General features: G+C 52.2%; 17 protein-coding genes. 11 read left to right on the top strand and 6 right to left on the bottom strand.

Annotated elements, in window-relative coordinates:
- Positions 1-46 precede the first annotated feature (46 nt).
- The 4 genes from bdm (at position 47) to FEK42_RS21135 (ending at position 2,858) form a co-directional block, all read left to right on the top strand.
- Positions 47-262: a biofilm-dependent modulation protein gene (bdm, locus tag FEK42_RS21150; protein ID WP_130261363.1), complete on the top strand. Its 216-nt coding sequence runs from the start codon at positions 47-49 to the stop codon at positions 260-262.
- Positions 263-363: 101 nt separating this feature from the next.
- Complete coding sequence (gene sra, locus FEK42_RS21145; RefSeq protein ID WP_000841557.1) at positions 364-501, top strand: stationary-phase-induced ribosome-associated protein; 138 nt, start codon at positions 364-366, stop codon at positions 499-501.
- Positions 502-657: 156 nt separating this feature from the next.
- Positions 658-2,355: a malate dehydrogenase gene (gene maeA / locus FEK42_RS21140; RefSeq protein ID WP_000433465.1), complete on the top strand. Its 1,698-nt coding sequence runs from the start codon at positions 658-660 to the stop codon at positions 2,353-2,355.
- A 218-nt stretch (positions 2,356-2,573) separates the two neighbouring features.
- Positions 2,574-2,858 carry a HigA family addiction module antitoxin gene (locus tag FEK42_RS21135; RefSeq protein ID WP_004975840.1) on the top strand — a complete coding sequence of 95 codons (285 nt, stop codon included), beginning with the start codon at positions 2,574-2,576 and terminating at the stop codon, positions 2,856-2,858.
- A gap of 4 nt (positions 2,859-2,862) precedes the next feature.
- Here the strand turns inward: FEK42_RS21135 and FEK42_RS21130 are convergent, their stop codons facing one another.
- The 4 genes from FEK42_RS21130 to fdnG all read right to left on the bottom strand — a co-directional run bounded on the left by FEK42_RS21130 (position 2,863) and on the right by fdnG (position 8,001).
- Positions 2,863-3,339 carry an NUDIX domain-containing protein gene (locus tag FEK42_RS21130; protein ID WP_130259035.1) on the bottom strand — a complete coding sequence of 159 codons (477 nt, stop codon included), beginning with the start codon at positions 3,337-3,339 and terminating at the stop codon, positions 2,863-2,865.
- 71 nt (positions 3,340-3,410) lie between these two features.
- Positions 3,411-4,064 (bottom strand): formate dehydrogenase-N subunit gamma, encoded by a 654-nt coding sequence (gene fdnI, locus FEK42_RS21125; protein ID WP_000045638.1) that lies wholly within the window; start codon positions 4,062-4,064, stop codon positions 3,411-3,413.
- On the bottom strand, positions 4,057-4,941 hold the full coding sequence (fdnH, locus tag FEK42_RS21120; RefSeq protein WP_135492635.1) for a formate dehydrogenase N subunit beta: 885 nt from the start codon (positions 4,939-4,941) through the stop codon (positions 4,057-4,059). The genes fdnI and fdnH overlap by 8 nt, the downstream gene beginning before the upstream one ends.
- Before the next feature lie 12 nt (positions 4,942-4,953).
- On the bottom strand, positions 4,954-8,001 hold the full coding sequence (fdnG, locus tag FEK42_RS21115; RefSeq protein ID WP_138183984.1) for a formate dehydrogenase-N subunit alpha: 3,048 nt from the start codon (positions 7,999-8,001) through the stop codon (positions 4,954-4,956).
- Between the two features lie 231 nt (positions 8,002-8,232).
- On the opposite strand from fdnG, the gene yddG reads away from it, so the two are divergent.
- The 7 genes from yddG (at position 8,233) to FEK42_RS21080 (ending at position 18,489) form a co-directional block, all read left to right on the top strand.
- A complete protein-coding gene (yddG, locus tag FEK42_RS21110; protein WP_135492634.1) occupies positions 8,233-9,114 on the top strand; it encodes an aromatic amino acid efflux DMT transporter YddG in 882 nt (293 codons plus the stop codon).
- A 278-nt stretch (positions 9,115-9,392) separates the two neighbouring features.
- On the top strand, positions 9,393-10,781 hold the full coding sequence (narU, locus tag FEK42_RS21105) for a nitrate/nitrite transporter NarU (protein WP_130210509.1): 1,389 nt from the start codon (positions 9,393-9,395) through the stop codon (positions 10,779-10,781).
- A gap of 81 nt (positions 10,782-10,862) precedes the next feature.
- Positions 10,863-14,603 (top strand): nitrate reductase Z subunit alpha, encoded by a 3,741-nt coding sequence (gene narZ, locus FEK42_RS21100; protein WP_138211957.1) that lies wholly within the window; start codon positions 10,863-10,865, stop codon positions 14,601-14,603.
- Positions 14,600-16,144, top strand: a complete 1,545-nt coding sequence (gene narH / locus FEK42_RS21095; RefSeq protein ID WP_138211956.1) for a nitrate reductase subunit beta — start codon at positions 14,600-14,602, stop codon at positions 16,142-16,144. Before narZ ends, narH begins: the two co-directional genes overlap by 4 nt.
- Positions 16,144-16,839, top strand: coding sequence for a nitrate reductase molybdenum cofactor assembly chaperone (narW, locus tag FEK42_RS21090; RefSeq protein WP_131162613.1), 696 nt, complete (start codon positions 16,144-16,146; stop codon positions 16,837-16,839). Before narH ends, narW begins: the two co-directional genes overlap by 1 nt.
- The gene (narI, locus tag FEK42_RS21085) at positions 16,836-17,516 is read left to right on the top strand and encodes a respiratory nitrate reductase subunit gamma (RefSeq protein ID WP_130210515.1); all 681 of its coding nucleotides are present in this window, start codon (positions 16,836-16,838) and stop codon (positions 17,514-17,516) included. The genes narW and narI overlap by 4 nt, the downstream gene beginning before the upstream one ends.
- 79 nt (positions 17,517-17,595) lie before the next feature.
- Positions 17,596-18,489, top strand: a complete 894-nt coding sequence (locus FEK42_RS21080) for a PhzF family isomerase (RefSeq protein ID WP_135492632.1) — start codon at positions 17,596-17,598, stop codon at positions 18,487-18,489.
- A gap of 108 nt (positions 18,490-18,597) precedes the next feature.
- On the opposite strand, the gene nhoA is transcribed toward FEK42_RS21080, so the two are convergent.
- Both nhoA and FEK42_RS21070 read right to left on the bottom strand, forming a co-directional pair.
- A complete protein-coding gene (nhoA, locus tag FEK42_RS21075) occupies positions 18,598-19,443 on the bottom strand; it encodes an N-hydroxyarylamine O-acetyltransferase (RefSeq protein WP_130210519.1) in 846 nt (281 codons plus the stop codon).
- Between the two features lie 82 nt (positions 19,444-19,525).
- The coding region (locus FEK42_RS21070; protein ID WP_171022644.1) for a transposase at positions 19,526-19,626 on the bottom strand (101 nt) is incomplete at its 5' end.

The raw sequence follows: 19,626 nt of genomic DNA, 5'->3' as shown, positions 1-19,626 counted from the left end.
GCGATCCGTAGCAGACACCATAAATACACAGACACGGAGAATCACTATGTTTACTTATTATCAGGCAGAAAATTCAACAGCAGAACCCGCTCTGGTTAATGCCATTGAGCAAGGCCTTCGGGCAGAGCACGGTGTTGTCACTGAAGATGACATTCTCATGGAGTTGACCAAATGGGTCGAAGCCTCTGATAACGACATCCTCAGTGACATCTACCAGCAAACGATAAATTATGTGATCAGTGGCCAGCACCCTGCGCTTTAAGCTGCTATGCTTGATCGGCAACCTAATTTAGGGGTTTAGCACGTGTTTCTTCGCTACGGCGATGTTGTCCTTAAAACTAGCTACAGGATTGAGGAGTACAAATGAAATCGAACCGTCAGGCACGTCATATTCTTGGACTGGATCATAAAATTTCTAACCAGCGCAAAATAGTTACCGAAGGTGACAAATCCAGCGTAGTAAATACCCCAACCGGCAGAAAACGCCCCGCTGAAAAGTAATCTTTAACAATCAGTCCTCAATGACGATTAAACACCATTGCCTGCGCAATGGTGTTTTTGTTTTTATCTGCTTTATACTTGGGGCCGACGCCCTGGCGGTAAAGCAAAGAAGATAAAAGCACCCCAGGGATGGATATTCAAAAAAGAGTGAGTGACATGGAACCAAAAACAAAAAAACAGCGTTCGCTTTATATTCCTTACGCTGGCCCTGTACTGCTGGAATTTCCGTTGTTGAATAAAGGCAGCGCCTTCAGCATGGAAGAACGCCGTAACTTCAACCTGCTGGGGTTACTGCCGGAAGTGGTCGAAACCATCGAAGAACAAGCGGAACGTGCGTGGATCCAGTACCAGGGATTCAAAACCGAAATCGACAAGCACATCTACCTGCGTAATATCCAGGACACCAACGAAACCCTCTTCTACCGTCTGGTAAACAATCATCTTGATGAGATGATGCCTGTTATTTATACCCCAACCGTCGGCGCAGCCTGTGAACGTTTTTCTGAGATCTACCGTCGTTCACGCGGCGTATTTATCTCTTACCAGAACCGCCACAATATGGACGATATTCTGCAAAACGTGCCGAACCATAATATCAAAGTGATTGTGGTGACCGACGGCGAACGTATTCTGGGCCTCGGCGACCAGGGTATTGGCGGGATGGGGATTCCAATCGGTAAACTGTCGCTCTATACCGCCTGTGGCGGTATCAGCCCGGCGTATACGCTGCCGGTGGTGCTGGATGTCGGCACTAATAACCAGCAACTGCTTAACGATCCGCTGTATATGGGCTGGCGTAACCCGCGTATTACAGACGACGAATACTATGAATTTGTTGACGAGTTTATCCAGGCAGTGAAACAACGCTGGCCGGACGTGCTGTTACAGTTTGAAGACTTCGCGCAAAAAAATGCGATGCCACTGCTTAACCGCTATCGCAATGAAATTTGTTCCTTTAATGATGATATTCAAGGAACCGCGGCGGTAACGGTAGGCACACTGATCGCAGCCAGCCGCGCGGCAGGTGGCCAACTGAGCGAGAAAAAGATTGTCTTCCTCGGTGCAGGTTCAGCGGGATGCGGCATTGCCGAAATGATCATCGCCCAGACTCAGCGCGAAGGATTAAGCGAGGAAGCGGCGCGGCAGAAAGTCTTTATGGTCGATCGCTTTGGCCTGCTGACCGACAAGATGCCGAACCTGCTGCCTTTCCAGACCAAACTGGTGCAGAAGCGCGAAAACCTCAGTGACTGGGATACCGACAGCGATGTGCTGTCACTGCTGGATGTGGTGCGCAATGTAAAACCAGATATTCTGATTGGCGTTTCAGGACAGACCGGGCTGTTTACGGAAGAGATCATCCGTGAGATGCATAAACACTGTCCGCGTCCGATCGTGATGCCGCTGTCTAACCCGACGTCACGCGTGGAAGCCACACCGCAGGACATTATCGCCTGGACCGAAGGTAACGCGCTGGTCGCCACGGGCAGCCCGTTTAATCCAGTGGTATGGAAAGATAAAATCTACCCTATCGCCCAGTGTAACAACGCCTTTATTTTCCCGGGCATCGGCCTGGGTGTTATTGCTTCCGGCGCGTCACGTATCACCGATGAGATGCTGATGTCGGCAAGTGAAACGCTGGCGCAGTATTCACCATTGGTGCTGAACGGCGAAGGTATGGTACTGCCGGAACTGAAAGATATTCAGAAAGTCTCCCGCGCAATTGCGTTTGCGGTTGGCAAAATGGCGCAGCAGCAAGGCGTGGCGGTGAAAACGTCTGCCGAAGCGTTGCAACAAGCCATTGACGATAATTTCTGGCAAGCCGAATACCGCGACTACCGCCGTACCTCCATCTAAGCCTGCGCCCGGTAGTGAAGGCTACCGGGCAATTTTTCTCTCCCTTTTTCAGATCTCATCCATACTGGGTAGTGGCGAATAAATCTCATTTGCCTCACCTGCTATGCAGAACATCATCCGAAAAGGAGGAACTATGAAGGCTGCGGTTGTTACGAAGGATCATCATGTTGACGGATAGTGTTCCCAGTGAAGGAACACTACTGAGAGTAAAGACACTGATGAAAATGGCCAATCATCCCCGCCCGGGGGACATTATTCAGGAATCACTGGACGAACTTAATGTCAGCCTGCGCGAGTTTGCCAGAGCAATGGAAATTGCGCCCTCAACGGCAAGCCGATTGCTGACCGGAAAAGCAGCTTTGACGCCAGAAATGGCAATTAAACTTTCCGTGGTGATCGGCAGTTCGCCGCAAATGTGGCTGAATCTGCAAAACGCCTGGAGTCTGGCAGAGGCAGAAAAAACGGTCGATGTGTCGCGACTGCGCCGTCTGGCTGCGCAGTAAATATTTACTCATTTCCGACCGCTGGATTTCTCTGCGACACCTGTTTCGAAAGGAAATCGACAAGCAACTCCAGCGGAAATACAGTATCTTTTGTCTGGCGCAATTCCTCCAGTGACCACCAGCGGTGATCGCCTATAACGAGCTTTTCATGATGACTCCAGCCAGAAAATTCAGTCTCTTTTTGCGCCACGCGGATCATAAAGAAACGCTCATCAGCGATAACGCTTTCTCCGCTCGGTAACATCATGGTGAATCTTTGGCTGGCTATTTGTGGTCCGGCTGACTGGCGGGAAATGCCTGTTTCTTCCTGCAACTCCCTTAACGCAGCCTCTTCGAAAGACTCGTTATGTTCCAACCCACCACCAGGCGTAGCCCAGTATTGTCTTCCGGTAAGGGCATCATCAGTATGCTGAAAACGAAATAACAGCACCCGATTATCGGCGCTGAGAACAAATAATCTTGCTGCAGGGCGTATACGCATAATAACCTCCATGTCAGATAAAAAAATGGCGCCTTTTACAGCGCCATTTTCAGCTTAAAGTTCAAAAGAGATTATATCCCTTCTTCACTCTCTTTTTTCGCTTCTGCCTTCTCGATTTCACGATACCAGCGCGGATGGTGTTTCTTCGCCCAGCGACGGCTTACCTTCCCTTCGATCATCCCTTTAATCGATCCTTTCACCCAAAATGCCATATACATATGGATCAGGATGGCGTGGATCAGGATGATACCGGCAGCCGCGTGGATCAGCAGGCTATAACGGACAACCTGCATCGGGAAGTACTGCGCAAAGTACGGACGCCAGATAATCACCCCGGTCACCAACAGCACGAAAATCATGCTCATGATCGACCAGAACATCATCTTTTGCCCGGCGTTGTACTTACCGACATCCGCCACTTTGTGCTCATTGCCTTTCAATACTTCAACAATGTTCAACAGCCACGGAATATCTTTCTTATCCGGGATGTTGTGATGCACAAAGCGGAAGAACATAAACATCAGCGCGACGAAAATCGCAATGCCGAAGAACGGGTGCAAAATGCGCCCCATCTGCGGCGTACCGAAGGTTTGCGTCAGCCATTGCAGCGTCGGGAAGAAGAACGAAATCCCGGACAGCGCCACCAGGAAGAAGCAAATCACCACGGTCCAGTGACAGGCGCGATCAATAAACTTGGTGCGCACAATCATTTTCGACTTACTCATGCTGCTCCTCCTCGTCATCGTCCACTTCCTTATTCGGGCCAATACCGATGTAGTGGAAAATCAACCCAGCAAAAGTGGCGATAAAGCCAGCCGCTGCCAGCGGTTTCAACGCGCCTTTCCACAGGTTTACCGAGGTGTCGATCTTCGGATCTTTCGGCAGACCGTGATACAGCTCCGGCTGATCGGCGTGATGCAGCACGTACATGACGTGCGTACCACCGACACCTTCCGGGTTGTAGACGCCAGCATGTTCGTAACCACGTGCTTTCAGTTTCGCCACGCGGTGTTCCGCCAGCTCCAGCATCTCCTTTTTGGTGCCGAAGTGGATAGCCCCGGTCGGACAAGTTTTCACACAAGCCGGTTCCTGACCGACGCTGACGCGATCGACGCAGAGTGTGCATTTATATACCCGGTTATCCTCTTTGTTGAGGCGCGGAATATTAAACGGACACCCGGCAATGCAGTAACCACAGCCGATGCAGTTTTCCGACTGGAAATCGACAATCCCGTTAGCGTACTGAATGATTGCACCAGCAGACGGGCACGCCTTCAGGCAGCCCGGATCTTCACAGTGCATACAGCCGTCTTTACGGATCAGCCACTCCAGCTTGCCGTTCTGTTCGGTTTCGCTAAAGCGCATCACCGTCCAGGACTTGGCGCTCAGATCGGCGGGGTTATCGTAAACCCCGACGCAGTGCCCCACTTCATCACGGATGTCGTTCCACTCCGAACACGCCACCTGACAGGCTTTACAGCCGATACAGGTAGAAACGTCGATAAGTTTCGCGACTTCTGCTTTGTAATCACGCACCTGCGAAGGCGGCGTGATGGAGTTAGTTGCGGACCTTTTGATAATGTCCTGCGTTTCCATAGCCATCTGTTCGCCCCCTTACGCCTTCTCGATGTTTACTAAGAACGCTTTATATTCCGGCGTTTGCGAGTTTGCATCACCGACATTCGGCGTCAGAGTGTTAGCGATATAACCTTTACGCGCGACACCCTCAAAGCCCCAGTGGATTGGAATACCCACCGTTTCAACCTGCTGACCGTTTACATTCAGCGGTTTCAGACGGCGCGTTACCACAGCCACCGCGCGGATAAAACCACGCTTGCTGGAGACAGTGACACGATCGCCATTGGCAATGCCTTTCGCTTCTGCCAGCGTTTCGCTGATTTCCACAAACTGTTCCGGCTGAGCAATTGCGTTGAGCAACGCGTGCTTGGTCCAGGTGTGGAAGTGCTCGGTCAGACGATAGGTCGTACCCACATACGGGAACTGCTCTTTTTTACCCATCCGCAGCGCGTCTTGTTCATACAGACGAACGACCGGGTTAGACACCACGTTCGGATGCAGCGGGTTAGTCCCCAGCGGCGTCTCAATTGGTTCGTAGTGTTCCGGGAACGGGCCTTCCGCCATTTTGTTAATGGCAAACAGACGTCCCATCCCTTCCGGCTGCATGATAAACGGCCCGGTTGGCGTACCCGGTGCGGCATTGCCGAAGTCAGGAATATCGTTACCCGTCCACTTGCTGCCGTTCCACTGGATCAGCATCCGTTTCGGATCCCACGGTTTACCGTTGATATCCGCCGAAGCACGGTTGTAGAGTACGCGACGGTTGAGCGGCCACGCCCAGGCCCATCCCAGCGTATTCCCCAGACCGGACGGGTCGGAGTTATCGCGGTTAGCCATCTGGTTGCCCTGCTCGGTCCAGCTACCGGTATAGATCCAGCAAGAAGATGCGGTCGTACCGTCATCACGCAGATGCGCAAAGCTACTCAGCAACTGACCTTTCTTCGCAATCAGCACCCCATTAGCGTCATAGAGATCTTCCAGCGCATAGCCGTTGTTCTCTTTTGCCACTTCGTCAGACTGCGGCTCGTGCGGCTGCTTGTAGTTCCAGCTCATCTTCATCAGCGGTTCTACACCTTTACCACCTTCGGCTTTGTACAGCTCGCGCAGATGATGGTAGATGCCCGCCAGAATTTCGCCGTCGTTACGCGCTTCGCCCGGTGCGTCCTGACCTTTCCAGTGCCACTGCAACCAGCGACCGGAGTTAGCGATAGAACCATCTTCTTCAGCAAAGCAGGTCGAAGGCAGACGGAATACTTCAGTCTGAATAGACGCCGGATCAACATCGTTCGACTCGCCGTGGTTCTGCCAGAAGGTAGAGGTTTCAGTCACCAGCGGATCGATAACCACCATGTACTTCAGCTTGCTCAGGCAGCTCACCACTTTGTTTTTGTCCGGGAAGGACGCAACCGGGTTAAAGCCCTGGCAGAAATAACCGGTAACCTTGCCTTCGTCCATCATGTTGAAATACTTGATGACGTCGTAGGTCTGATCCCACTTCGGCAGCCAGTCGTAGCCCCAGTTATTCTCTTTCTGCGCGGCATCGCCGTAGAAAGATTTCATCAGGCTAACGAAGAACTTCGGATAGTTGCTCCAGTAGTTCACCTGATCGGCCAGCGTCGCTTTCGGCGTATTCGCTTCCAGATACGACTGCAAATCAACCTGTTTTTCTGACGGCAGCGTCAGATAACCCGGCAGGCTGGTAGAGAGCAGGCCTAAGTCGGTCAGGCCCTGAATGTTGGAGTGACCACGCAATGCGTTCACGCCGCCACCGGCCATACCCATGTTACCGAGCAGCAACTGGATCATCGCCATAGTACGGATGTTCTGCGCACCCACGGTGTGCTGCGTCCAGCCCAGCGCGTACAGGAAGGTGGTTGTGCGATCCGGCGCGCTGGTGGAGGCCAGCACTTCACACACTTTCAGGAAGTCGGCTTTTGGCGTACCGCAGATGTTTTCAACAACGTCCGGTGTGTAGCGGGAAACGTGCTCTTTCAGCAGGTTCCACACACAGCGCGGATGAGTCAGTGTTTCATCGCGTTTCGCATAGCCGTTTTCATCGAACTGATAGTTCCAGGACGACTTATCGTACTGGCGTTTTTCAGCGTCATAGCCACTGAACAGGCCATCTTCGAAAGCAAAATCATCACGCACCAGCAGGCTGGCGTTGGTGTAATGCTTAACGTATTCGGCGTTGATTTTGTTATTTTCGATCAGGTAGCGCAAAACGCCAGACAGGAACGTAATGTCCGTACCGGAACGAATAGGTGCGTAAATATCCGCTACAGAAGCGGTACGCGTAAAACGGGGATCGACAACGATCAAGGTTGCATCGTTGTTGTTTTTCGCTTCCATCGCCCAGCGGAAACCGACGGGATGTGCTTCAGCAGCATTACCGCCCATCACCATTACGACATTAGCGTTTTTGATATCCACCCAGTGGTTGGTCATCGCACCGCGACCAAATGTTGGAGCAAGACTTGCTACCGTTGGTCCGTGTCAGACGCGCGCCTGGTTGTCTACCGCCAGCATCCCGAGGGAGCGGGCAAATTTCTGGGTCAACATCCCGGTTTCGTTGCTGGCGCCGGAGGCACACAGCATACCGGTAGAAAGCCAACGGTTTACCGTTACGCCCTGCTCGTTCTTTTCAATAAAGTTGGCATCACGGTCAGCTTTCATCAGCTTCGCAATACGGGAGAATGCTTCATCCCAGCTAATGCGCTGCCATTTGTCAGAACCTGGCGCACGATATTCCGGGTAGCGCAGACGGTTTTCGCTGTTGACGTAATCCAGCAAACCGGCCCCTTTCGGGCATAACGCACCACGGCTTACCGGATGATCCGGGTCACCTTCAATGTGATAAATCGCTTCTCTGGCGTTTTTCGCGCCATCACCCAGGCTATACATCAATAGCCCGCAACCTACGGAACAGTATGTGCAGGTGTTACGGATCTCTTTCGCGCGTAATAATTTGTAGTTTCGCGCCTGAGCCAGTGCTTGCTTCGGGGCAAAGCCCAATGCTGCTACTGTTGTTCCCGCCATACCGCCCGCGCAGATTTTAAAAAATTGTCTGCGACTGACGTCCATTGCTTTCCTCTTTTTTCAGGGGTATTACTGCGCGAGGAAACTAACAGTAAAATTCTGAATCTTTTTGCGCGAAATCAAAAAGAACACCTGTTTGCCACAAAATAATCCGCCTGCGCAAATTGACCTACCTCAATGGCGGTAGAAAAACACACCACTGCCTGACAGCCTGGTTAAAAAAATGCTATAAATTTCAGCTTAATTTTTAACGGCAAGAGAGACTAAACAGCGAGCATGACACGACAAAAAGCAACGCTCATAGGGCTAATAGCGATCGTCCTGTGGAGCACGATGGTAGGATTGATTCGCGGCGTCAGTGAGGGGCTCGGTCCGGTCGGCGGCGCAGCAGCTATTTATTCATTAAGCGGGCTGCTGTTAATTTTCACAGTTGGCTTTCCACACATTCGGCAGATCCCCAAAGGTTATTTACTTGCGGGGAGTTTCTTATTCGTCAGCTATGAAATCTGTCTGGCACTTTCCTTAGGGTATGCAGCAACCCGCCATCAGGCAATTGAAGTGGGCATGGTGAACTATTTATGGCCCAGTCTGACGATACTTTTTGCCATTCTGTTTAATGGCCAGAAAACCAACTGGCTGATTGTACCAGGGTTATTATTAGCCCTTGGTGGCGTCTGCTGGGTATTAGGGGGTGAAAATGGCCTCAAGCCGGATGAAATTATCAACAATATCACTACCAGCCCGTTGAGTTATTGCCTGGCTTTTATTGGTGCTTTTATCTGGGCCGCTTATTGCACGGTCACCAATAAATATGCCCGTGGATTTAACGGTATTACCGTTTTCGTCCTGCTGACGGGAGCAAGTTTGTGGGTTTACTATTTTTTAACGCCGCAACCGGAGATGGTATTTAGCACGCCCGTCATTATAAAACTTATCTCAGCGGCATTTACTTTAGGATTTGCTTACGCGGCGTGGAACGTCGGCATTTTACATGGCAATGTCACCATTATGGCGGTAGGTTCGTATTTTACGCCTGTGCTTTCGTCGGCGCTTGCTGCGGTACTGCTTAGTGCTCCGCTATCGTTCTCTTTCTGGCAAGGCGCATTGATGGTCTGCGGCGGTTCCCTGCTCTGCTGGCTGGCAACGCGTCAACGATAAGCAAAGGCTACGACAATAAAGCCACGATTCATACGGCAACAAATACGTTTGCCGTATGTTAGTTTAAAAATAAGTAAAAAATATGATGCATCACTGTTACATTCAGTAACACATATCCATTCAGATAATCAGCTTTCTCCCCCCGCAGATTCGCTTTGTTATCTATTCTTTCAATCATCACTTCACTCTATTTACTCTTAATTCTAATAACGGACCATTGCGTCCAATGTCCTGCCTTGTCTTTTTTTCATTAACAATGTGTGCATGTGAGGAAGAATATGGCACTACAAAATGAGAAAAATAATCGTTACCTTTTACGCGACTGGAAGCCAGAAAATCCGGCCTTCTGGGAAAATAAAGGAAAACACATTGCCCGAAGAAACCTCTGGATATCAGTAAGTTGTTTACTCCTTGCCTTCTGTGTCTGGATGTTATTTAGCGCAGTTGCCGTTAATCTCAATAAAATCGGCTTTAATTTCACTACCGATCAGCTTTTTTTATTAACCGCCTTACCTTCCGTTTCCGGCGCATTATTGCGTGTTCCCTACTCCTTTATGGTGCCTATATTCGGCGGACGCCGTTGGACGGTTTTTAGTACCGCGATTCTGATTATTCCTTGCGTCTGGCTCGGTATTGCTGTGCAAAATCCGAATACTCCTTTTGGGATATTTATTGTTATTGCTTTGCTCTGTGGTTTTGCTGGCGCGAACTTTGCTTCGAGTATGGGAAATATCAGTTTTTTCTTCCCGAAAGCCAAACAAGGCAGTGCATTAGGGATTAATGGCGGGTTGGGGAATTTAGGCGTCAGCGTGATGCAACTGGTTGCGCCGCTGGTGATTTTTGTACCGGTATTTGCTTTTCTTGGCGTCAATGGCGTACCGCAGGCCGATGGTTCGGTGATGTCGCTGGCGAATGCCGCATGGATTTGGGTACCGCTACTGGCGATTGCCACTATCGCCGCCTGGTCAGGGATGAATGATATTGCCAGTTCACGTGCGTCAATTGCTGACCAGTTGCCCGTTTTGCAACGGTTGCATCTGTGGCTGCTGAGTCTGCTCTATCTCGCTACCTTTGGCTCGTTTATCGGTTTTTCCGCCGGATTTGCCATGCTGGCAAAAACACAGTTCCCGGATGTGAATATTCTGCGCCTGGCGTTCTTTGGCCCGTTTATCGGTGCCATCGCGCGGTCGGTGGGTGGTGCTATTTCCGATAAATTTGGCGGCGTGCGGGTGACGTTGATCAACTTCATTTTTATGGCGATTTTCAGCGCCCTGCTGTTCCTTACCCTACCTGGCACGGGTTCCGGCAATTTCATCGCATTTTACGCTGTGTTTATGGGGTTATTCCTTACCGCTGGTTTGGGAAGTGGTTCTACTTTCCAGATGATCGCTGTCATCTTTCGCCAGATAACGGTTTATCGCGTCAAGATGAAAGGCGGCAGCGATGAACAGGCCCAGCGAGAAGCAATCACTGAAACGGCGGCGGCGCTGGGCTTTATTTCGGCCATCGGCGCGGTGGGCGGCTTCTTTATTCCACAAGCATTTGGCATGTCGCTCAATATGACCGGCTCGCCAGTGGGCGCGATGAAAGTGTTTTTAATCTTTTACATCATCTGTGTGCTGCTGACCTGGCTGGTTTATGGTCGGCGGAAGTTCAGCCAAAAATAAGAGATCGATGCCTGGTGTACAACCGTGTCGCATCCGACAAGGCATCAGATCCCAAATCATTCCTGGAGCAGGAGTCATGTCATGAGTAAACTTTTGGATCGCTTTCGCTACTTCAAACAAAAGGGCGAAACCTTTGCCGATGGTCACGGACAGGTGATGCATAGCAACCGCGACTGGGAAGATAGCTATCGCCAGCGTTGGCAATTCGACAAAATCGTGCGTTCCACCCACGGCGTTAACTGCACTGGCTCCTGTAGCTGGAAAATCTACGTTAAAAATGGCCTGGTGACCTGGGAAATCCAGCAGACCGACTACCCACGAACCCGCCCTGACCTGCCCAATCATGAACCCCGCGGATGCCCACGTGGCGCAAGTTACTCCTGGTATCTTTACAGCGCTAACCGCCTTAAATACCCGCTAATTCGTAAACGACTGATTGAACTGTGGCGCGAAGCCCTTAAACAGCACAACGATCCAGTACTGGCGTGGGCATCGATTATGAACGATCCGCAAAAGTGCCTGAGCTACAAACAAGTGCGTGGGCGCGGCGGCTTTATCCGCTCCAACTGGCAGGAACTAAACCAGCTGATTGCCGCCGCTAACGTCTGGACCATCAAAACTTACGGCCCGGATCGCGTTGCCGGATTCTCACCGATTCCAGCCATGTCGATGGTATCTTACGCCGCCGGAACGCGTTATCTGTCGCTGCTTGGCGGCACCTGTTTAAGTTTCTACGACTGGTATTGCGACCTGCCGCCCGCCTCGCCAATGACCTGGGGCGAGCAAACCGACGTGCCAGAATCTGCCGACTGGTATAACTCCAGCTACATCATCGCCTGGGGATCTAACGTACCGCAGACGCGCACGCCAGACGCTCACTTCTTTACTGAAGTGCGCTACAAAGGCACCAAAACTATCGCCATTACCCCTGACTACTCGGAAGTGGCAAAGCTGTGCGACCAGTGGCTGGCGCCAAAGCAAGGCACTGATAGCGCGCTGGCGATGGCAATGGGCCATGTGATTTTAAAAGAGTTTCATCTCGATAATCCCAGCGACTACTTTATCAACTACTGCCGCCGCTACAGCGACATGCCGATGCTGGTAATGCTTGAACCTCGCGACGATGGCAGCTACGTTCCCGGGCGCATGATCCGCGCGTCTGACCTGGTGAATGGACTGGGCGAAAGCAACAATCCGCAGTGGAAAACCGTGGCGGTTAATACCGCAGGTGAACTGGTGGTGCCGAACGGTTCGATTGGTTTCCGCTGGGGAGAAAAAGGCAAATGGAATCTGGAATCCATTGCCGCCGGTACGGAAACCGAATTGTCGTTAACCCTGCTCGGTCAACACGACACCGTTGCAGGCGTGGCCTTCCCCTACTTTGGCGGCATTGAAAATCCGCACTTTCGCAGCGTAAAACACGATCCTGTACTGGTGCGTCAATTACCCGTTAAAAACCTGACATTAGCCGATGGCAGTGTCTGTCCGGTGGTCAGCGTTTATGATTTGGTACTGGCGAATTACGGCCTCGATCGCGGGCTGGAAGATGAAAGCAGCGCGAAAGATTACGCTGAAATCAAACCGTACACCCCAGCCTGGGGTGAGCAAATTACCGGCGTACCGCGCCAGTATATTGAAACCATCGCCCGCGAATTTGCTGATACCGCCCATAAAACGCATGGGCGCTCGATGATTATCCTCGGTGCTGGCGTCAACCACTGGTATCACATGGACATGAACTACCGCGGGATGATCAATATGCTGATCTTCTGCGGTTGTGTCGGGCAAACCGGCGGCGGCTGGGCGCACTATGTCGGTCAGGAAAAACTGCGCCCGCAAACCGGCTGGTTGCCGCTGGCCTTTGCGCTCGACTGGAACCGACCACCGCGCCAGATGAACAGCACCTCGTTTTTCTACAATCACTCCAGCCAGTGGCGCTATGAAAAAGTCACCGCGCAGGAATTGCTCTCACCGCTGGCCGACGCCAGTAAATACAGCGGTCATCTGATTGATTTCAACGTTCGCGCCGAGCGCATGGGCTGGCTACCTTCTGCGCCGCAACTGGGGCGTAACCCGCTATCCCTGAAAGCCGAAGCCGACAAGGCCGGATTATCACCCGCCGAATTTACCGCCCAGGCACTGAAGTCAGGCGAGTTACGCATGGCCTGCGAACAGCCGGACAACGGCAGCAACCATCCGCGTAACCTGTTTGTCTGGCGTTCAAACCTGCTTGGCTCGTCCGGCAAGGGCCACGAGTATATGCAGAAGTATCTGCTGGGTACGGAAAGTGGCATTCAGGGGGAAGAACTTGGACCGACGGAGGGAATCCAACCGGAAGAAGTTGAGTGGCAAACTGCAGCGATTGAAGGCAAGCTCGACCTGCTGGTGACGCTCGACTTCCGTATGTCCAGCACCTGTCTTTTCTCCGATATTGTTCTGCCTACCGCCACCTGGTACGAAAAAGACGATATGAATACCTCGGATATGCATCCGTTTATTCATCCACTTTCTGCGGCGGTCGATCCGGCCTGGGAATCACGCAGCGACTGGGAAATCTACAAAGGTATCGCCAAAGCCTTTTCGCAAGTGTGCGTGGGACATCTCGGCAAAGAAACGGATGTTGTGCTGCAACCGTTGTTACACGACTCTCCGGCAGAGCTCTCACAGCCGTGTGAAGTGCTCGACTGGCGCAAAGGCGAATGCGATCTGATCCCTGGCAAAACTGCCCCCAATATTGTGGCGGTGGAACGCGACTACCCTGCTACCTATGAACGCTTTACCTCGCTCGGGCCACTGATGGACAAACTTGGCAACGGCGGTAAAGGGATTTCGTGGAATACCCAGGATGAAATCGATTTCCTCGGTAAACTCAATTACACCAAGCGTGATGGCCCGGCACAGGGGCGTCCGCTGATTGACACCGCCATTGATGCGTCAGAAGTGATTCTGGCGCTGGCACCGGAAACCAACGGCCATGTGGCGGTCAAAGCGTGGCAGGCGCTGGGCGAAATCACCGGACGCGAACATACCCATCTGGCGCTGCACAAAGAGGACGAGAAGATTCGCTTTCGCGATATTCAGGCGCAGCCACGTAAAATTATCTCCAGCCCCACATGGTCCGGTCTCGAAAGCGATCACGTCTCCTACAACGCCGGATACACCAACGTTCATGAGTTAATTCCGTGGCGCACGCTGTCGGGCCGTCAGCAGCTGTATCAGGATCATCCGTGGATGCGTGCTTTTGGTGAAAGCCTGGTGGCTTATCGCCCGCCTATCGACACCCGCAGCGTCAGTGAAATGCGCCAGATCCCGCCAAACGGCTTCCCGGAAAAAGCACTTAACTTCCTGACGCCGCACCAGAAATGGGGCATTCACTCCACCTACAGTGAAAACCTGCTGATGCTGACGCTTTCTCGCGGTGGACCGATTGTCTGGATCAGCGAAACCGATGCCCGCGAACTGACCATTGTCGATAACGACTGGGTGGAAGTGTTTAACGCCAACGGCGCGCTGACAGCTCGTGCGGTTGTTAGTCAGCGCGTACCGCCGGGCATGACCATGATGTATCACGCCCAGGAACGCATTATGAATATCCCCGGCTCGGAAGTAACCGGCATGCGCGGCGGCATTCATAACTCGGTCACCCGCGTTTGTCCGAAACCGACGCATATGATTGGCGGTTACGCGCAGCTGGCCTGGGGCTTCAACTACTACGGCACCGTCGGCTCGAACCGCGACGAATTTATCATGATCCGCAAGATGAAGAACGTTAACTGGCTGGATGATGAAGGTCGCGATCAGGTACAGGAGGCGAAAAAATGAAAATCCGTTCGCAAGTCGGCATGGTGCTTAACCTCGACAAATGTATCGGCTGCCATACCTGTTCGGTGACCTGCAAAAACGTCTGGACCGGTCGCGAAGGCATGGAGTACGCATGGTTTAACAACGTCGAAACCAAACCGGGCATTGGTTATCCGAAAAACTGGGAAGATCAGGAAGAGTGGCAAGGCGGCTGGGTCCGTGATGTGAATGGCAAGATACGCCCGCGTCTGGGTAGCAAGATGGGGGTAATAACCAAAATCTTCGCCAACCCGGTGGTGCCGCAGATTGATGATTACTACGAACCTTTCACCTTCGACTACGAACATTTGCATAGCGCGCCAGAAGGTAAACATATTCCCACCGCCCGCCCGCGTTCGCTGATCAACGGTAAGCGGATGGACAAAGTGATCTGGGGGCCAAACTGGGAAGAACTGCTGGGCGGCGAGTTCGAAAAACGCGCCCGCGACCGCAACTTCGAAGCCATGCAAAAGGAGATGTACGGGCAGTTTGAAAACACCTTCATGATGTACCTGCCGCGCCTGTGCGAACACTGCCTCAATCCCAGCTGCGTGGCGACCTGCCCCAGCGGCGCTATCTACAAACGCGAAGAAGACGGCATTGTGCTGATCGATCAGGATAAATGCCGTGGCTGGCGTTTGTGCATTAGCGGTTGTCCGTACAAAAAAATCTACTTCAACTGGAAAAGCGGCAAGTCAGAAAAATGTATCTTCTGTTACCCGCGAATTGAGTCAGGCCAACCCACTGTGTGCTCAGAAACCTGCGTGGGTCGCATCCGGTATCTGGGCGTGCTGCTTTACGACGCCGACCGCATTGAGGAAGCGGCGAGCACAGAACGCGAGGTTGATCTCTATGAACGCCAGTGCGAAGTGTTCCTCGATCCGCACGATCCCTCAGTGATCGAGGAAGCCCTGAAACAAGGTATTCCACAAAACGTGATTGAAGCTGCCCAGCGTTCGCCAGTCTACAAAATGGCAATGGACTGGAAACTGGCGCTACCGTTGCACCCTGAATATCGCACCCTGCCGATGGTCTGGTACGTTCCTCCGTTGTCGCCGATTCAGTCCTACGCTGATGCGGGCGGTTTGCCGAAAAGCGAAGGCGTGCTGCCCGCCATCGAAAGCCTGCGTATTCCGGTGCAATATCTCGCCAATATGTTGAGTGCCGGCGATACCGGCCCGGTACTGCGGGCGCTAAAAAGGATGATGGCGATGCGCCACTATATGCGTTCACAAACCGTAGAAGGCGTAACGGATACCCGCGCCATCGACGAAGTGGGTTTGAGCGTCGCTCAGGTCGAAGATATGTATCGCTATCTCGCTATCGCCAACTATGAAGATCGTTTTGTCATTCCGACCAGTCATCGTGAAATGGCGGGCGACGCCTTCGCAGAACGCAACGGCTGCGGCTTTACTTTTGGCGACGGTTGCCACGGCTCGGACAGCAAATTCAACCTGTTCAATAGTAGCCGAATTGATGCCATCGACATTACCGAAGTACGCAATAAAGCGGAGGGCGAATAATGCAGATCCTCAAAGTGATCGGCCTGTTGATGGAGTATCCGGACGAGCTGTTATGGGAAAGCAAGGAGGATGCGCTGGCGTTGATCCGCCGCGACGCGCCGATGCTTACGGATTTCACCAACAACCTGCTTAACGCGCCGCTGCTGGATAAACAGGCCGAATGGTGCGAAGTGTTTGACCGTGGACGTACCACATCGCTGCTGCTGTTCGAACATGTTCATGCCGAGTCCCGCGATCGAGGCCAGGCAATGGTGAACCTGCTGGCGGAGTATGAAAAGGTCGGTCTGCAACTGGATTGTCGGGAACTGCCTGATTATCTGCCGCTGTATCTAGAATACTTAAGCGTACTGCCGGACGACCAGGCGAAAGAAGGGTTACTCAACGTTGCGCCGATCCTCGCCCTGCTTGGCGGACGTTTAAAACAACGCGAGGCACCGTGGTATTCGTTGTTTGACGCCCTACTGCATCTGGCGGGTAGTACACTTTCAAGTGACAGTGTCACTAAACAGATTCGCAGTGAAGAGCGCGATGACACCCGCCAGGCGCTGGATGCGGTGTGGGAAGAGGAACAGGTGAAGTTTATTGAAGATAACGCCACGGCGTGTGACAGCTCGCCACTTAATCAATATCAGCGACGCTTTAGCCAGGATGTCGCGCCACAGTATGTCGACATCAGTGCGGGAGGTGGGAAATGATTCAGTATCTGAACGTCTTTTTTTACGATATCTACCCGTACTTGTGTGGCACGGTTTTTATCCTTGGAAGCTGGCTGCGCTACGATTACGGGCAGTATAGCTGGCGCGCCGCCTCCAGCCAGATGCTGGATAAACGCGGGATGGTGCTGTGGTCGAACTTGTTCCATATCGGCATTCTCGGGATCTTCTTCGGTCATCTGTTCGGCATGTTAACGCCGCACTGGATGTACGCGTGGTTTCTGCCGGTGGCGGTAAAACAACAGATGGCGATGGTGCTCGGTGGTATTTGCGGTGTATTAACGTTGATTGGCGGTGCGGGGCTGCTGGTGCGTCGTTTAACAAATCCGCGTATCAGGGCGACGTCTTCTGGTGCGGATATCCTGATCCTCGCCATTTTGTTAATTCAGTGCATTCTTGGGTTAACCACCATTCCCTTTTCAGCACAACATCCGGACGGCAGTGAAATGATGAAGCTGGTGGGCTGGGCGCAAAGCATCGTCACTTTCCAGGGCGGCGCATCGACGCATCTTGATGGCGTAGCTTATATCTTTCGCGTTCATCTGGTATTAGGAATGACCATCTTCCTGCTCTTCCCGTTCACCCGACTGGTGCATGTGTGGAGCGCGCCATTTGAGTACTTTACTCGTCGCTATCAGATTGTGCGTTCGCGGCGTTAATCATCACCCTGGCCGGATAGCCCTTCGCTCTCCGGCCAGTTGCAGGCTATGATAGTTCTCCAGCCACAGGAGAACATTAATGAAACCGCAGGTTTACCACGTCGATGCTTTTACCTCTCAACCGTTTCGCGGCAATTCTGCCGGTGTTGTTTTCCCTGCCGATAATCTCAGTGAAGCGCAAATGCAACTTATCGCCCGCGAGTTAGGGCATTCGGAAACTGCTTTTCTGCTGAACAGCGACGACAGCGATGTGCGCATCCGCTACTTTACGCCAACAGTTGAAGTGCCGATTTGCGGTCACGCGACCGTGGCAGCACATTATGTACGTTCGAAGGTATTAGGTTTGGGAAATTGCACGGTCTGGCAAACGTCGCAGGCAGGAAAACACCGCGTGACTATCGAAAAGCACAACGATGATTATCGTATTTCGTTGGAACAAGGTTCTCCTGGCTTTGAGCCACCGCTGGAAGGTGAAACACGTGCGGCGATTATCAACGCGCTTCATCTCACTGAAGACGATATTCTGCCAGGCTTGCCAATTCAGGTGGCAACAACAGGACACTCAAAAGTGATGATTCCGCTGAAACCAGAGGTGGATATCGACGCCCTTTCGCCTGATCTTGCTGCGCTGACCGCTATCAGCAAACAGATTGGCTGCAATGGTTTCTTTCCCTTCCAGATCCGTCCGGGCAAAAACGAAACCGATGGTCGCATGTTCTCGCCTGCGATTGGTATTGTGGAAGATCCGGTGACCGGCAATGCCAATGGTCCGATGGGTGCATGGTTGGTACATCACAACGTATTGCCCCACGATGGCAGCATGTTGCGTGTTAAAGGCCATCAGGGGCGTGCATTGGGGCGTGACGGTGTGATTGATGTGACGGTGACAATTCGCGATAACCAGCCGGAGAAAGTGACTATTTCTGGTACAGCGGTGATTTTATTTCATGCCGAGTGGGCAATTGATCTTTAAAACCGTTGCCATATACGGCAGAAAAACAAATTGCCTGATGCGCTTCGCTTATCAGGCCTACAACCGCCGGATTAGGCGTTTACGCCGCATCCGGCACTCTGGCACCAACTATTTCCCCGCTTCCGGATGCGTATCAAACGCTGCCATCACCTGCGCCAGCTCATCCACAGTAAACCCATGTTTCGCATCATCCACGCCCAGTCCAAACTGCTCCTGCATCACGGCATACAAGGACGCCGCATCTGGCAAATTCTGCTGCTCTGCTACGTGACCATTTTCATAATGGGTGAAATGAAAATTGGTCAACGTCAGCTTGCCACCGTCCGGCAAATGGCGGCACATTAACAAATGATGGCGAAAATGCGATTGTGGCCAGTGCGCCGACCAGAAATTACCCATCACATAATCGCTTTGTTGCTGCTCGCAGAGATCAAAACGGTACATCGACTGCCAGTGCTGATGATGATTAAACTGCAACACCCAGTCGCCCCCTTCCTGTAACAGCCGATATTCGCCATGTGGCGTTGTTTGCGCGATATCCGGCACTAAACGGATTGGCGCGGTCAGCGTCTGACCACCAAAACCAACGTCGGCAATCCATTGTTCACCTTCCAGTTCTACCAACAGCAAACGGTGCGTGCGCGGCGGTAATGATGGTGGATTAGATAACACTACGCGCCCTAACAGACTACGTACATGAAAACCCAGCTCGCGTAAAACCCGCTCAAACACGCCATTCTGTTCAAAGCAATAACCGCCACGCCGGGCGAACACCAATTTCTCTTCCAGAGATTGATCATCAAGCTGCATTTCCCTCGGCAGCAGAACATCAAGATTTTCAAATGGAATGGTGCAATTGTGTTTCAGGTGTAATGCACGAAGCGTATCGATATTGACCGCAGCAGCTCCCGACCAGTTAATGCGGGCAAAATAATGATTCAGAATGGGCGTCATCAGGCGTTTCCGTTAGTGGTTTTATCCAGTGCGCCATAAAACCCCGTCCTTCAGGGTGGGGATATAAGGCGCGGTTTTCCACCTAACCAGGTGTTTGCTGTTGTTCAATGTATTGGCGGATGACGGATATTGGCGCACATCCGCAGCTACTGGCAAAATAGCTGGGACTCCACAAAACGCCTT

The organism is Escherichia sp. E2748, assembly GCF_005781125.1.
In the GTDB taxonomy this organism is placed as follows: domain Bacteria; phylum Pseudomonadota; class Gammaproteobacteria; order Enterobacterales; family Enterobacteriaceae; genus Escherichia.
This window is presented reverse-complemented; position numbering and strand designations above follow the sequence as displayed.